At 60.6% G+C, this 13,973-nt stretch carries 12 protein-coding genes and 2 pseudogenes; 10 read left to right on the top strand and 4 right to left on the bottom strand.

What is annotated here, in order from left to right:
- Positions 1–30: 30 nt before the first annotated feature.
- From QMG84_RS19670 to QMG84_RS19625, 10 genes are all read left to right on the top strand, one after another.
- Positions 31–2,430, top strand: a complete 2,400-nt coding sequence (locus QMG84_RS19670; protein ID WP_281932690.1) for a TonB-dependent siderophore receptor — start codon at positions 31–33, stop codon at positions 2,428–2,430.
- A gap of 76 nt (positions 2,431–2,506) precedes the next feature.
- Positions 2,507–3,757 (top strand): PepSY-associated TM helix domain-containing protein, encoded by a 1,251-nt coding sequence (locus QMG84_RS19665; protein WP_281932689.1) that lies wholly within the window; start codon positions 2,507–2,509, stop codon positions 3,755–3,757.
- Between the two features lie 403 nt (positions 3,758–4,160).
- Positions 4,161–5,378 (top strand): efflux RND transporter periplasmic adaptor subunit, encoded by a 1,218-nt coding sequence (locus QMG84_RS19660; protein WP_281932688.1) that lies wholly within the window; start codon positions 4,161–4,163, stop codon positions 5,376–5,378.
- Complete coding sequence (locus QMG84_RS19655) at positions 5,375–6,115, top strand: ABC transporter ATP-binding protein (RefSeq protein ID WP_281932687.1); 741 nt, start codon at positions 5,375–5,377, stop codon at positions 6,113–6,115. Before QMG84_RS19660 ends, QMG84_RS19655 begins: the two co-directional genes overlap by 4 nt.
- The gene (locus QMG84_RS19650) at positions 6,112–7,332 is read left to right on the top strand and encodes an ABC transporter permease (RefSeq protein WP_281932686.1); all 1,221 of its coding nucleotides are present in this window, start codon (positions 6,112–6,114) and stop codon (positions 7,330–7,332) included. Before QMG84_RS19655 ends, QMG84_RS19650 begins: the two co-directional genes overlap by 4 nt.
- Before the next feature lie 66 nt (positions 7,333–7,398).
- Positions 7,399–8,298, top strand: coding sequence for an ABC transporter permease (locus QMG84_RS19645; RefSeq protein WP_281929617.1), 900 nt, complete (start codon positions 7,399–7,401; stop codon positions 8,296–8,298).
- Positions 8,295–8,618, top strand: a complete 324-nt coding sequence (locus tag QMG84_RS19640) for an ABC transporter permease (protein WP_281929615.1) — start codon at positions 8,295–8,297, stop codon at positions 8,616–8,618. The genes QMG84_RS19645 and QMG84_RS19640 overlap by 4 nt, the downstream gene beginning before the upstream one ends.
- 3 nt (positions 8,619–8,621) lie before the next feature.
- A complete protein-coding gene (locus QMG84_RS19635; RefSeq protein ID WP_281929614.1) occupies positions 8,622–10,145 on the top strand; it encodes an efflux transporter outer membrane subunit in 1,524 nt (507 codons plus the stop codon).
- A 303-nt stretch (positions 10,146–10,448) separates the two neighbouring features.
- A complete protein-coding gene (locus tag QMG84_RS19630; RefSeq protein ID WP_281929612.1) occupies positions 10,449–10,811 on the top strand; it encodes a site-specific integrase in 363 nt (120 codons plus the stop codon).
- A gap of 525 nt (positions 10,812–11,336) precedes the next feature.
- Complete coding sequence (locus QMG84_RS19625; protein WP_281932685.1) at positions 11,337–12,047, top strand: RNA polymerase sigma factor; 711 nt, start codon at positions 11,337–11,339, stop codon at positions 12,045–12,047.
- 13 nt (positions 12,048–12,060) lie between these two features.
- Here QMG84_RS19625 and QMG84_RS21605 read toward each other — a convergent pair.
- The 4 genes and pseudogenes from QMG84_RS21605 to QMG84_RS19610 form a co-directional block, all read right to left on the bottom strand.
- Positions 12,061–12,187: pseudogene (locus QMG84_RS21605) on the bottom strand (IS256-like element ISCARN68 family transposase); the annotation flags it as partial.
- Positions 12,188–12,343: 156 nt separating this feature from the next.
- Positions 12,344–13,139: pseudogene (locus QMG84_RS19620) on the bottom strand (IS3 family transposase); the annotation flags it as partial.
- Positions 13,140–13,379: 240 nt separating this feature from the next.
- Positions 13,380–13,577, bottom strand: a complete 198-nt coding sequence (locus tag QMG84_RS19615; RefSeq protein ID WP_281932684.1) for a MotA/TolQ/ExbB proton channel family protein — start codon at positions 13,575–13,577, stop codon at positions 13,380–13,382.
- A 132-nt stretch (positions 13,578–13,709) separates the two neighbouring features.
- Entirely contained in the window at positions 13,710–13,856 is a 147-nt protein-coding gene (locus QMG84_RS19610) for a hypothetical protein (protein ID WP_281932683.1), read from the bottom strand.
- Between the last annotated feature and the right edge of the window lie 117 nt (positions 13,857–13,973).

Raw genomic sequence — 13,973 nt, 5'->3', positions numbered from 1 at the left:
CGGCTCAAACGCCGCATCAGGAATATGGCTATGCTTCTCAGGGTCTTCACGCGCGGCGTTTCCGCCGGCGCGCTCACTCTTGCGTTCTCCACCTGGGCCGTCGCCCAGCAGTCCCTGCCCACGATCGACGTGGGCGGCCAGCGACGTGCGGCGGCTGCACGCACGCCAGCGCAACGCGGCCAAGCTGCTTCGGTCGGTTCGGTCGGGCAGCCTTCGACGGCAGTTCCGCTCAATACGTCCGGCCCGCGGCTCGAGCCGAAAACGCCGACCGAGGCCTATATCGTTCGCAATGCCGATTCGGCGACCAAGATGGACGTTCCGATCAAGGAGATTCCTCAATCGATCGAAGTGATCCCCAGGCAGGTGCTGGTCGATCAACAGGTGACAAACCTCAAGGACGCGGTCAGCAATGCCAGCGGCGTGCTCTCGAACAATCTCGAGGGCCTCGGCGCGCAGTTCCATATACGTGGATTCAGGCAGAACTTCATATTCAGAAATGCGCTGTCCTTGTCGCAATTTACCAGTATGCCAATGCTTGTGGACACCGCCAATGTCGAGCGCGTCGAGGTGCTCAAGGGCCCCTCGTCGATACTTTTCGGCAGAGCGGATCCTGGCGGCGTCATCAATATCGTCACCAAGCAGCCGCTTGATGAGCCGCTCTATCGCGTCGACCAGCAGGTCGGCTCCTATGATCACTACAGAACTCAGTGGGATGTCTCGGCGCCCATCGCCGAGGTTCCCGGCCTCGCCTACCGGGTGTCGGGCGCTTATCAGAATAATGGCTCGTTTCGCCAGTTTCAGGGTGGACGCAGTGCGTTTCTCGCCCCGGTCGTGCGTTATAGCCCGTCGGCCTGGACAGAGTTCACGGCCGAGGCCGAACTCCTGACCTCCAGGATACAGCAGGATCTCGGACTTCCGAGCGGCTCGCTTTTTGGCCCCCTGATCGCGCCACTCCCGCACACGCGTTCGTTCCAGGAGGCGAACGACCCGAAGGACACTTTCGATCGATATCTCGTCAGCTATAACTTCCGACAGAATCTCAACGAAGACTGGAAGGTGACCAATCGTTTTCTCTATCAGGACAGTCGCTCTGCCTCGAACATGTTGTCGAACGCGGGCTTTGGCCAGTTTGCTTACGACACGAGCTTCAACCCCGAGCAGTTTTTTCAGATGAACAGGCAAACGCAGTTTCAGGACTTTAAAAGGTACAATCTTTCGACAAATATCGACCTCAGCGGCAAGTTCGAGGCGCTCGGCGCCAAGCACAATTTTCTGTTCGGGCTGGATTACGCGAATCTAGGTTACGACTATGTCTATAATTTTGGGTTCGATAATTATCCGATCAACATCTACGCCCCCGTTTACGGAACCGTGCCGAACTCGGCGTTCTATGACTCAGTCATCGGGCGCGGCTACAAGTCCAGCTCCTCGGTCGTGGCGCGTCAGAAAGGAATGTACGTTCAGGATTATATTACCTGGTTCGACCGGCTGCATCTGATGATCGGCGCGCGCTACGACATAGCTGACCTAACGAGAGGCAAGTCGCGATCCAACTTCGATCTGTTCCCGGTTCTGGCGTCCGACAAGGAACTGGCGATCGCGGCTCGCCTTCGTCAGCCAACCACCATCTCTACCGGCTGGAGCCCGCGCGTCGGCGCCGTCTTCGACATTCTGCCCGAACTCAGCGCCTACGCCAGCTATTCCAGATCTTTCGGCCCACAGGCCGCTTTCGACGCCAAAAGCGTCGCCCTCCCGCCGGAGCGTGCCCTGCAATGGGAAGTCGGCTTCAAGGCGCAGCCGCTTCCCGGCCTGCTCGCCACGCTTGCATTCTACCAGATCACGAAATCCAACGTCGCAACTGCGCTACTCGGAACAGTTGGAGTGTCACAGCTTGCAGGTCTGCAGCGCAGCCGCGGCGTCGAGTTCGATTTGATCGGCGCGCTGACGGATCGCATGACGGTTATCGCCAACTACGCCTATATTAACGCGAAGGTGATAGACGACAATGCGCCGAACCGGCTGAATCCATTCGGTCTTCTTGATAGTGCGGTGTTCGGCGCACAAGGCGGCTTTCTCGGCAACCATCTCGAATTCGCGCCTCGTCACAGCGGCAAGCTGTTTCTCACTTACGACTTCGGGGACAACGGTCTTGGCTTTCGCGCCGGCGGCGGCGTGACAGCCTCCACCAATTGGTGGGGCGATCTCCAGAATACGTTCGTTATGCCCGGTTTTGCGCGGCTCGACGGATTCGCCAGCTACACGGCGGAACTCTACGGACACAGGGTAACGGCGCAGCTCAACCTGCAAAACATCAACAATGTACGTTACTTCGACGCTGTCGACGATACGTTCAACTACAACACGGCGCCCAAATTCAGGATTCCCGCTCGTCCGTTCACGGCAGTGGGAGCGCTGAGCTTCAAATGGTGAGCGCGAACCTTCGCGACCTCAGGCCGTCCCGAAACGGGGCGGTCTCTTAGCCCCTCTCGTATCGAGGAGCCTTTTGATGTTGACGCGCGCGTTCTGGGTCTGGCTTCACCGCTGGGCGGGCCTCGTGATGGCTGGCTTTCTCATCGTCGTCGGGCTGACGGGAAGCCTGCTGGCATTTTGGCTCGAAATTAATCATTGGCTGACGCCGGAGATGTATCCGGGCGATCGGCCCGGGATCACGCTCGATGCCGCGACGTTGGCGCGCCGCGCCGAGGCGATCGTTCCGCAGGCGCAAACGAAGACCGTATATCTCGGCTATCCCGGCTCGGTGATGATCGGCATGGAGGCGCGTGTGGGCGCCGCGCCGCTCGATTTTGAATACATCCATCTCGATTCGATCGACGGACATGAACGCGGGCGCGCGGCATGGCATGGACTGCCGAAGACGAAGACCGACATCATGCCCTTCGTCTACGCCCTACACATGTATCTGGCGATGAGCGGAATCGGCGACTGGATACTTGGCGTTGTCGCGCTCTTATGGACGGTCGACTGCTTCGTCGGGGTCTACCTGACGCTGCCAACGCCAACCGGCCATTCGCGCAAAGGGTTTCTCGCGCGCTGGAAGCCGGCCTGGCTCATTAAGTGGCGCGGCTCTTCAGCCTACCGCGTCAATTTCGATCTCCACCGCGCCTTCGGACTTTGGCTCTGGGTCATGCTGCTGATATTCGCCTGGTCCAGTGTCTATATGGATCTCAATTTCGTTTACACGCGCGTGACGCAATTCGTGCTCGATTATGAGCAGCCGATGTGGGCGCGGAGTGACGTCAAGCCGCCGGCGCCGTCGGGCCGGGAGCCGATGTCATGGGACGAGGCGCTGGCGACCGGAGAGCGCCTGATGGCGACCGAGGCTACCAAGCGCGGCTTAACGATCGAACGCGTTCTCGCGCTATACAATTCCAAGCAGCTCGGCGGCTGGGAGTATCGCGTGCGCTCGTCAAGAGACATTGGCGACAAATATGGATCGACGTCGGTTTATTTCGACGCCTTCGAAGGAAAGTTGCTCGGCGTCAAAATCCCTACGGGAGAGCAGAGCGGGACGACGGTGACGACGTGGCTCGTACAGCTTCACACCGCAAATCTGTTCGGCATGCCTTACAAGATTTTTGTCTGCGCCCTCGGCCTCGTCATAACGATGCTGTCCGGCACGGGCGTTTACATCTGGTGGCGGAAGCGGCGCGCGCGGAAGCGCCACGTAACTGGAGCTACGCTTGCGGGTGTGCCGGCGAGCAGGAGACCCGCTGAGTATTTCAGGCTTTTACGCTAAGGAGGAATTTATGCGCTCCCGCAATATCGATATGCAACTGCTCCGCCGCAGAATTTCGCGCCCGGCGCGTTTTGGCCTATGCGCGCGCGCCGCTTATCGCGTTTCTGCGCGACCGGCTCGTTTCCCTTTCGGCGTCGCCGCGATTGATGCTTCCGGGCGTCATCAACGGCGGACCGGATCATGAACTCATGTGCCGTTTCACGATCGAGGAGGACGGGCAAGGACGCTCCTTCGTCGCGCCGCTGAGCCAGCTCTCTTTAGGCCGGGACAATCAGTTTTCAAATGCGCTCTCGCGAATCTCGAATAGATTACCGACAACGATCGGAGCGCGCGAACGGGGTACGGCGGCAAGGATCACGCGCGTGATTTGTCGTATACTGGCGTTTACTGGAGTTTCTTTCCAATGAGGATCGACGCAAAGGGAAAGAAAATTTCGATCGTCGGCGCGCTCGTTTTTTCTGCGGTGGTTTTGTGCCTGGCTCTCTGGTGGTCTTTCGGTAGCGGAAACGCCGACGCGACGCGCCTCTACCAAACGCAACTCCTTGGCCGCGGCGTCGTCGAGCGGAGCGTTACGGCGTCTGGCGCGGTCAAAGCGCTGGTGACGGTCGATGTGGGTTCGCAAGTTTCCGGGCCGATCACGGAGATGAAGGTCGATTTCAACAGCAAAGTGAAACAGGGCGATCTCATCGCCGTGATCGATCGCGCGCCGTTCGACGCGAAAGTGCAGGCCGCCTCGGCTAATCTCGCGATCGCCAGGGCGGACGTCTCGCGGCGCGAGGCGGCGATGGCGAAGCTGCAAAAGCAGCTCGGTCTGCTCGATCGCAATGTCGGGCGCTACAGCGCGCTGGCGCCGGCCGCTGGCGTCTCCCGCCAGCAGCTCGATCAGGCGCAAACGGAGAGCGGCGCCACTCGCCATGAACTCAGCGCGGCGCAAGCTGACCTCGAGTCGGCGAAAGCGACTGTCGCGCTGCGGCAGGCCGAATGCGATCAAGCGCAGATCAATTTCGATCGCACTTTGATCAGATCGCCAATCAACGGCGTGGTGATCGACCGAAGGATGCAGCGCGGGCAGACCGTGACGGCGGAGTATCAGACGCCCGTATTGTTCCAGATCGCGCAGGACCTGTCGCAAATACAGATTCTGGCGCAGGTCGACGAGGCGGATGTCGGGGCCATCCGCGTCGGCGACGAAGTGAAGTTCACCGTCGAGACTTTTCCCGTCGAGACCTTTTACGGCGTCGTCGAGCAGATACGGCTGGCGGCGACGAAAACGAGCGGCGTCGTGACCTACACGGTCGTCGTTCGCGCGCAAAACCCGGACATGCGGCTTTTTCCGGATATGACGGCGACGGTTCGGATCGTGACGGCCCGACGCGAGAATGTGCTGAACACGCCAAACGAAGCGTTACGGTTTCATCCCTCCGCCGCCGTTGGGGACGACGCCGCGCCGCGCGAGGGGCAGACACGCCTCTGGGTTCTCGACGCGACAAATTCGCTGAAGTCGCGATCCGTTCGCCTGGGCGTCAAGGGTGACGCGGCGACCGAGATTCTCGACGGCGATCTGAAGCCAGGCGACGCGGCGATCCTGCGGGCGACAATCGCCGCGACGCCGGAGAAATGACAGTGTCCTCCGCGTCGCCAGATCCCGCCATCGAATGCGTGGGGCTGACCAAGACTTACAATCTTGGGAACGAGAAAGTGCAGGCTTTGCGCGGGGTGAGCTTTTCCGTAGCGCGCGGCGAGTTTGTCGCGATCATGGGCGCGTCCGGATCTGGCAAATCGACGATGGCGAATCTGATCGGGGCGCTCGATACGCCGACGTCCGGCGTCTTGAAGATCCACGGCCAGGCGGTGGCGTCGATGACGGGCGATGATCTTGCGCATTTGCGCAATCTTAGCATCGGCTTTGTATTTCAGCAGTTCAATCTGATGGCGCGGATGTCGGCGCTCGAAAACGTCATGCTGCCGCTCGCCTATTCGTCACGACCGGGCGTCGACGCCTTCGAGTGCGCGCGCGCGCGCTTGCAGCAGGTCGGGCTCGGCGACAGACTCAGCCATCGGCCCAATCAGCTTTCCGGTGGACAGCAACAGCGCGTCGCGATCGCCCGCGCGCTGGTGAATGATCCCAAAATCGTCATCGCCGACGAACCGACGGGGGCGCTCGACACGCATAATTCGCATGAGATCATGTCGCTTCTTTCGTCGCTCAACGAAGAAGGGTTGACGCTGGTCGTCATCACGCACGAGCCTGATATCGCGGCCTATGCCGACCGGCTGCTGCGCTTTTGCGACGGCGAAATTGTCGAAGACGTGTGTCAGCGTCGCAGCGGCGCGCGTGCGAAGGAGCCAACGGCGTGACGCTTCAGACGCTTTTTCGAGAAGCGATCAACGCGCTTCGACTGAATCTGCTACGCAGCGCGTTGACGGCGTTCGGCGTCATCATCGGCGTCGGCAGTCTCGTCGTGATGAGCGCGGCGAATTCGGGCGCGAACAAGCTCGTCGAGCGCCAGATCGCCGATCAGGGCACGGATGCGCTCGCCGTTCGCGCGGCCAAGGTGGAGAATGCGCTCCGGCGCGGCGCGGTGGTCGTCCTAACCGACCAGGACGCGAATGCGGTCCGTGAACTGGTCCCGAACATACAATATCTGTCGCGCGAGGTTTACAGTAAAGTGACGCTTGTCGCGGGAAACTCCAGCTGGATCACCGAATATTGGGGAGTCGACGCGTCATACGAGCAGGTTTGGGGCGTCAAGCTTTCCGAGGGGCGGTTTTTCGACGAGGCCGAGGTGCGTTCCGGCGCAAAGGTCATCGTCATCGGCGCAACAGTCGCAAGAAAGCTGTTCGGAACTGCGTCTCCGCTGGATCAGACAGTCCGCCTGGGCACTATACCCGTCCGCATCATCGGCGTGCGCAGGAAGCGCGGCTCCTTCGGTGGCGTCGATGAGGATAATTTCATCATTCTTCCGATCAAGACGGCGCGCGCGCATATCCCAAACTCGGAAATGTCGACCGCTCGGCAACTCAGCCTGATCGATATGAAAGTTTCTCCAGGCGCCAACCGCGAGAAGGTCAAACAGGACGTTCTCGCGCTTCTGCGCGAGCGCAAGCATTTGCGCGGCGCGCAGGAGGACAAGCTCGATGTGATCGACCTCACGCAGATGGTTGAGTTGCTGAACACGACGCAATCCACGCTGAACCGGCTTCTCCTCGCGACGGCGGCGATCCTGCTTCTCGTCGGCGGGGTCGGGATCATGAATATCATGCTCGTGTCGGTCACCGAGCGCACGCGGGAAATCGGACTTCGCATGGCGATCGGCGCGCGCCGGCGCGACATACTCCGGCAGTTTCTGGCCGAAGCCGTCACGCTGTCCGTTGTTGCGGGACTGATCGGTCTCATGATCGGCCTCGCGGGAAGCGTTCTCGTGGCGCGCCTCGTGGACTGGCCGCTCATTATCCCGCCATTGGGCGCAGCGGCGGCCACTCTGGTTTCTGTCAGCGTCGGGATCATATTCGGCTACCTACCCGCGCGCCGCGGGGCGGGATTGAATCCAATCGACGCTTTGAGGAGGAAGTAACGCCTTGCGATTTTCCAGCGGCGGCAAGCAGCGACGGCGCGGCGCGCTCGCAAAGGAGCCGACGGCATGACTCCGCGCACGCTCCTGCAGGAGGCGGCCACGGCGCTTCGCTCGAATCTGCTGCGCAGCGCCCTGACGGCGATCGGGGTCATCATCGGCGTCAGCGGCCTCGTCGTCATGAGCGCGGCCAATGCGGGCGCGAATAAACTCGTCGAGCGGCAGATCGCCAGCGCGGGCACGGATGTGCTTTTCGTATTCACGACCAAGGTGGAGAATGCGCTCCGGCGCGGCGTGGCGGTTGTTCTAACCGATCAGGACGCTAATGCGATTCGTGAGGTCATCCCCAACCTGCAATATCTGTCGCGAGAAATAAACGGCGGCGTCACCGTGGTCGCCGGCGATAAGAGCTGGAACACCAAATATTATGCCGTCGAGGCGACCTATCAGACGGTTTTCGGCGTCAAACTCCTCGAGGGCCAATTCTTCGACGACGAAGAGGTTCGCGCCGGCGCGAAAGTGGTCGTTCTTGGAGCGACCGTCAAAGAAAAATTGTTCGGGGACGAGTCGCCGCTGAATCAGACCGTGCGCCTCGGCGCCGCTCCGGTTCGCATCATCGGCGTGCGGACGAGGCTCGGTTCGATGGGCGGCGAGAATATGGACAATTACATCTATCTTCCGATCACGACGGCGCGCGCGCATCTGCCGAATTCCGCATTGTCGAGCCCCCGGCAAATCAGCTCCATCGACATGAAAGTCAGGCCCGGCGCCGACCGCGAGAAGGTCAAAGAGGAGGTTCTTGCGCTATTACGCGAGCGCAAACATCTCGTCGGCGCTCAGGAGGACAAGCTCAACGTCTTCGACTCGACCCGATTTGTCGAGCTGCTGAACACGACGCAAACCTCTCTAACCTGGCTTCTCTCGCGGCCGCCGCGATCTCGCTCTTCGTCGGTGGCGTCGGGATCATGAACATGATGCTTGTCTCCGTCACCGAGCGCACGCAGGAAATCGGGCTGCGCATGGCGATCGGCGCGCGCAAGCGCGATATCCTCCTGCAGTTTCTCGTCGAGGCCGTCACGCTATGCGTCCTCGCGGGGATCATCGGTCTTGGTATCGGCCTCGCGGGAAGCGCGCTCGTCGCGCTCCTGGTGGACTGGCCGCTCATTGTCCCTCCGGTGAGCGTCGTGGCGGCTCTGTTGGTCTCCGTCGGCGTCGGCGTGCTCTTCGGCTATCTCCCGGCGCGTCGGGCGGCGGGATTGAATCCGATCGACGCGCTGAGGTGGGAGTAGACTATGAGATTGCGGCTTCCCACGCTGCTGGTCGCGATGCTGTCGGCGTTCGCCGGAAGCGGCTGCAATCTCGACTGGGAGAAGCCGGGTCTTGGCGCGCCGCCGCCCGAACGATTTCGCGCAGCCAGACCACGTTCCGCGCCGCCGCTGCGCGCTGCGCGCGACTTCGCGGCGCTCTTCCGATCAAGGGAACTGACCGGATTCGTCGACCAGGCGCTCGATCAAAATCTCGACATCGGCGCGGCGGTCGCCCGGATAGAGCAGGCCGACGCGCAGGCGAGGGTGTCGAGCGCGGCGCTGCGGCCGTCTCTATCGGTGAATAACATCGCCCAGACGAACCGCACCCCGGGAACGGTCCTGGTCCCCACATCCGGCGCGGGTGGACTGACGCCCGCGAGTTCCGACGTCCTCGCCACTTCTGATTTCCAGGCTGTCAGCTTCGGCTTCTTTCAGCTTGGTCTGACCGCAAGCTATGAGATCGATTTTTGGGGCAAGATTCAGGACGCTTCCAGCGCCGCGCGGCTTCTCGCCAACGCCAGCCGCTTCGACCGCGACGTCGTGGAAATTACGACGATCGCCGCGGTGCTGAACGCCTATTTTCAGACTCTGGCGGCGCGCGACCGTCTCCGCATCGCCCGCGACAATGTCCTGATCGCAACCGAGGTGTTCGAGACGATCAAGCTGCGGTTCGGCGTCGGCACGGCGACGGGGATGGACGTCGCGCAGCAGCAGGCGATCCTCGCGGATCAACGCGCCTCGATTCCGCCGCTCGAGCAAAATTTGCAGCAGACGGAAAACCTCCTTGCGGTGCTGCTCGGCCGCGCGCCCGAGGACTTGCTGCTCGAGGGCGGATCGCTGGCGAAGCTCGCTGTTCCGGCTGTCGCGCCCGGCTTGCCGTCGGAAGTGTTGCTGCGCCGTCCGGATATTGCGCTGGCGGAAGCAAGACTCGCCTCGCAGGAATTTTCCGTGCTTCGCGCGCGCGCCGCGTTTTTTCCTTCGATCACTCTCACCGGACTCTATGGCTTGCAAAGCGCGCTTCTGAAAAACGTGCTGCGGCCCGAGGCCGTCGCCTGGCAATTCGGGTCGGAACTGGCGCAACCTCTATTCGACGGCTACGCCTTGCAGGGACAATATGAGTTGCAGAAAGGCAGATATCAGGAGCTCGCGACCCTTTACCGCAAGCAGATTCTCTCAGCCTTGACGGATGTCGAGAACGCGCTCGTCGCCGCGCGCGAGACGGAGCGTCAGGTAATGCTGCAGGCCGATTCAGTCACGGCCTGGCGCCGCGCCTATGCAACAGCGTTGGCGCGGCTGCGCGAGGGGACCATCGACACCGTCACGCTCGCCATAACGCAGACCTCGCTCTTCCAGAGCCAGGATCGCCTTGCGCAGGCACGTCTGGCGCGCTTCCGGGCTGCGACCGGCGTCTATCAGGCGCTGGGCGGCGGTTGGTCGCCAACAACCCGCGACGTCGAAATCGCGCAGGCGAACGCAGTCTACGAAGCCGAAAAGGGACCCTGGCCGTAGTCTCTCCTCGTCGCCGCCGCACCCTCGGCAGGCTTGTGTCGGACGCCGAGCGGCCAGGAAGCCAAACTGGCAGGCATTGTGGAGCGGACCGGCGCCTGCGGGAACGACCGCGCCGGTTCTCGATCCGGATGGAGGAAAGTCCCCGCCTATCGGCCTCATCCTTCATCTCGTCGCCCAGAAGCATTCCTGAGGCACGCCAACCAAGTCACATGCGCCCAGCGGTTCTTCACACGGCGCCGTGGGACGAAGGAGGCGATCGAAAGGATTGTTTTCGGCCGCGAGCCTGAGAGGCTTGCCGCGGTCATGAGCGCCGAGGAAGTCGTGCGCTTCCTGGAAGCGGTTGACGGACTACGCAACCGCGTCGCGCGGGCGACCGCTTATGTGGCAGGTTTGCGTGTCAGAGAAATCACGCGTCTGAAGGTCGCCTCGATCGACAGCACGCGGATGTTGATCGACGTCGAGATCGTTAAAGGCGGCCAGGGGCGCGTGACGTGGTGTGAAATGGACCCGCGGTTGCGTTCTAGCCTATTTGGAGATAGGAAAGATTTGGTTGAGGACTGCGCGGCGGCATTCTCTCATGTTTCGTACGATTTTCATTGTGTTTCTGGTATTGGCCCAGTCTGCTTTTTTGGGGCTGGGGTCTGCCAATCCGTTCGTAGCTCGTAACGAGCAGGGTATTCAGGACGTAATATGCTCTACCAACAATTTAAAAGAGCCGCCGTTGGCTTCCGGCAACGCATGCCGATTTGATGGCGTTTGTTGCCTTACCTCTTGTTCGTGCTCATCACTTTTCCAACGTCCCATCTCGCGCGGGTTCACGACGCGCACGCAGGTTGAAGCGCGCACGCATACGCTAAATGCGTCACTCCCTGTTGGGCGCTATTGTTCGAGTTCATCGCCTCACCAACCCCGCGCGCCGCCGGTCCAATCCTAACATTGCATTTTTTCATATCTGCACCATCAGCGCCGTGAAAAAAGCGATTGATTTGGATCACTCGCGACTTTCGATGCGCATCGTGTCCCGGTGGTGTTCTTCATTCGCTTGTCCCGCACGATCGTGCTGGCGAATGTAGTTCTGCGCCCATCGTTCTGAAGCGGTCCTCGGCGACGATCGATGAGTCGGAACTGAACTTGGTGCAGAAGATCGGCTTTTTAACTGTTTTTAGCGCTCCAAATTTATGGGAGGCTTGAATGCGGCTCTCTAATGCGGCGATTGAAACCCTGTTTCGAGATGAACATAAATCTCTGTGTCGAGTAACTCGGCGGAAAATGAACCACCAGGACTCGGAAGACGTTGCGCAAGAGGCGTTCCTCCGCTTACTCGAAATGGAACGGCGCGAGACCATAGCCGACCCACGTAGTTATCTTTTTCGTATTGGGTTGAATATCGCTGTTGACTGGTTGCGCAAGGCGCGAACACGCGCCGCTTTTCTGGTGGAAGCCGATAGGGTTGACGAATGCTCTACAATTAACATGACGAGCGACACACCCTTCGACGATTGGCTCGCGCTTAACGCCGTTCTCACGGAATTGTCCCGACTTTCTGGTCGTTGTCGCGATATTTTTCTTCTCAGTCGGGTCTACCAACTAGACAATGCCGAAATCGCCGCAAAACTGGGAATTTCCGTCAGGACGGTGAACAGGGACATTGGTTTGGCGACTAAACACCTCTATTCTGTCCTTGACGGGCCCGCGACGCAGAAGAAAAACTCAAATCTCAGTCCAATCCTACAACAGAAGTTCGTATTCGTAGTGGAGGCTATTGGAAACTGGGATCGAAATATCGAACGGCGCAATCGGTGTGGCGCATTGCGGTATGCGAGATCACAACGACGAAATGATCAAGCTTGGATAACGTCAAATTGTTTGGGTCAGCGAGAAAGAGCAGCGGACGCCTTGTGATTTTCTTGTTGGTGAAGACCGCGAAAAGGATGCGGTCCATGCTGGTCTTGTCCTGAAAGGCGCCCATCATGTGGCGGGTTCTTCGGCGCGCTTCGCGGAACCGCCCGTTCGATGGCGTTCGTGGTTCGCATTCGCTTTCTCGCCCTTAGAGCTGGCCCCGGTTGTTTGGACAGCTCCCCGCGGATTTTAAGTGGATCTCTGCCGGGGTTTGCCGAACGCGGGGTTCTTCGATTTTGTCGCGGCGTCGGGAGGGCGTAGCCCGACCAAAGCTGCGATAAAATCGGCGGCGGCGGTCGTGCGGCCATCGCCGTTTCCTCTTTGCCGAAGTAGGCCTCGTCGGGCCTGCGCCCGTCACGGCTCGAATGCGGGTGCCCGTCCATTATAGAAAGCCAGATACCGGCCGATTGAGGCGCGCGCCTCGGACACATTGTCGTAGGCCTTGAGATAGACCTCCTCGTATTTCACACTGCGCCACAGCCGCTCGACGAAGACATTGTCGCGCCAGGCGCCTTTCCCGTCCATGCTGATGGCGATCTTCGCATCGAGCAGCGCGCCGGTGAAGTCGAGGCTGGTGAACTGGCTGCCCTGATCCGTGTTGAAAATCTCCGGCTTGCCGTATTTCGCCAGCGCCTCCTCAAGCGCCTCGACGCAGAACGCCGCCTCCATCGTGATCGACACGCGATACGCCAGCACGCGTCGGCTGAACACGTCGACGACCGCCGTGATATAGACGAAGCCGCGCCGCATCGGGATGTAGCTTATGTCCGTCGCCCAGACCTGGTTCGGCCGTTCGATCTTCACGCCGCGCAGCAGATATGGGTAAACCTTGTGTCCCGGCGCGGGCTTGCTCGTGTTCGGACGACGATAGATTGCCTCGATCCCCATCCGCTTCATCAGCGTCGCGACATGCCGGCGACCCACGGCGACGCCCTCGCGCCGCAGCAGATCGCGCAGCATCCGCGCGCCGGCGAAAGGATGTTCGAGATGCAATTCGTTGAGGCGGTGCATCAGCTTCAGGTCCTCGGCCGTAACCGGCCGCGGCTTGTAATAGACGGTGCTCCGGGCGACCCCCAGCGCCTTCATCTGCCGTGTCGATTTACATTTCAATGTGGGACTCCCGTATTGTTAGATTTCAATTACTTGGGTGAGACTGAAGTGTCACTCGAGGCATTTCAATCGGGACTCCCAGAGGTGTTTTGGACACTCAAAGTGGGATTGATCGACCGGTCAATCGACCGTATCGTGAGGGCGATGAATCAACCGCCATTGATCGGTTAGACGAGCGCCAGAGATGGACGCGGAAGGGCGAGACGAATTTCTCCGTCGGGTGCTTCAACGGTCCGGTTGGAAGGTTACCGCGGAGGTTGTTCGCACCGCGCGTGCGGAGCGTGGCATTCCGCCGGCGAAGCTGCTCATGATGCCCCAGACCGTGCCGAACAGGCCGATGAAGGGCGCGACCGAGGAAATGACGGCGAGATTGGGCAGGCCGCCCTCGGCGCTCGTGAGCAGCTCGCGGCCGACGCGGCTCATGATCTCTGCGATGCGCTCGCGCTTCTCGCCGATCGACTCGCCGGGCAGATCGAAGGAGGCGGCGTGCGCGCCGGCCGCTTCGATCGGCGCCAGCAGAGCGGCCTGTCCGCCGCTGCGCGCGATGCGCGCCGATCAGGAGATGCGAATGACGGCGACTGCGCCTTCGATGATCAGCGCCCACGTCCAAATCGACGCGAGAAGCAAAATGGACATCACGATCTTGCCGACCGGACCGGCGTTCAAGAACATGGTGACAGGTGAGATCGATGTATATTCCATGACTGGCGCTCGTGCTCGGGGTTAATAGGCTCGACGTCAAAAGCGGATCGCCTGCACTCGCATTGCCACGAAAACATTCGGCTCCGGACGCGAGGAACTGGCGGCCGGCCGTACGCA

The organism is Methylocystis iwaonis (assembly GCF_027925385.1).
Classification (GTDB): domain Bacteria; phylum Pseudomonadota; class Alphaproteobacteria; order Rhizobiales; family Beijerinckiaceae; genus Methylocystis; species Methylocystis iwaonis.
This window is presented reverse-complemented; position numbering and strand designations above follow the sequence as displayed.

Coding starts and splice junctions, on each gene's coding strand:
- QMG84_RS19655 (WP_281932687.1), top strand. CDS start 5,375: ATGACAGTGTCCTCCGCGTCGCCAGATCCCGCCATCGAATGCGTGGGG.
- QMG84_RS19615 (WP_281932684.1), bottom strand. CDS start 13,577: ATGAGCCGCGTCGGCCGCGAGCTGCTCACGAGCGCCGAGGGCGGCCTG.
- QMG84_RS19665 (WP_281932689.1), top strand. CDS start 2,507: ATGTTGACGCGCGCGTTCTGGGTCTGGCTTCACCGCTGGGCGGGCCTC.
- QMG84_RS19625 (WP_281932685.1), top strand. CDS start 11,337: ATGCGGCTCTCTAATGCGGCGATTGAAACCCTGTTTCGAGATGAACAT.
- QMG84_RS19635 (WP_281929614.1), top strand. CDS start 8,622: ATGAGATTGCGGCTTCCCACGCTGCTGGTCGCGATGCTGTCGGCGTTC.
- QMG84_RS19660 (WP_281932688.1), top strand. CDS start 4,161: ATGAGGATCGACGCAAAGGGAAAGAAAATTTCGATCGTCGGCGCGCTC.
- QMG84_RS19610 (WP_281932683.1), bottom strand. CDS start 13,856: ATGGAATATACATCGATCTCACCTGTCACCATGTTCTTGAACGCCGGT.
- QMG84_RS19670 (WP_281932690.1), top strand. CDS start 31: ATGCTTCTCAGGGTCTTCACGCGCGGCGTTTCCGCCGGCGCGCTCACT.
- QMG84_RS19630 (WP_281929612.1), top strand. CDS start 10,449: ATGAGCGCCGAGGAAGTCGTGCGCTTCCTGGAAGCGGTTGACGGACTA.
- QMG84_RS19645 (WP_281929617.1), top strand. CDS start 7,399: ATGACTCCGCGCACGCTCCTGCAGGAGGCGGCCACGGCGCTTCGCTCG.
- QMG84_RS19640 (WP_281929615.1), top strand. CDS start 8,295: ATGAACATGATGCTTGTCTCCGTCACCGAGCGCACGCAGGAAATCGGG.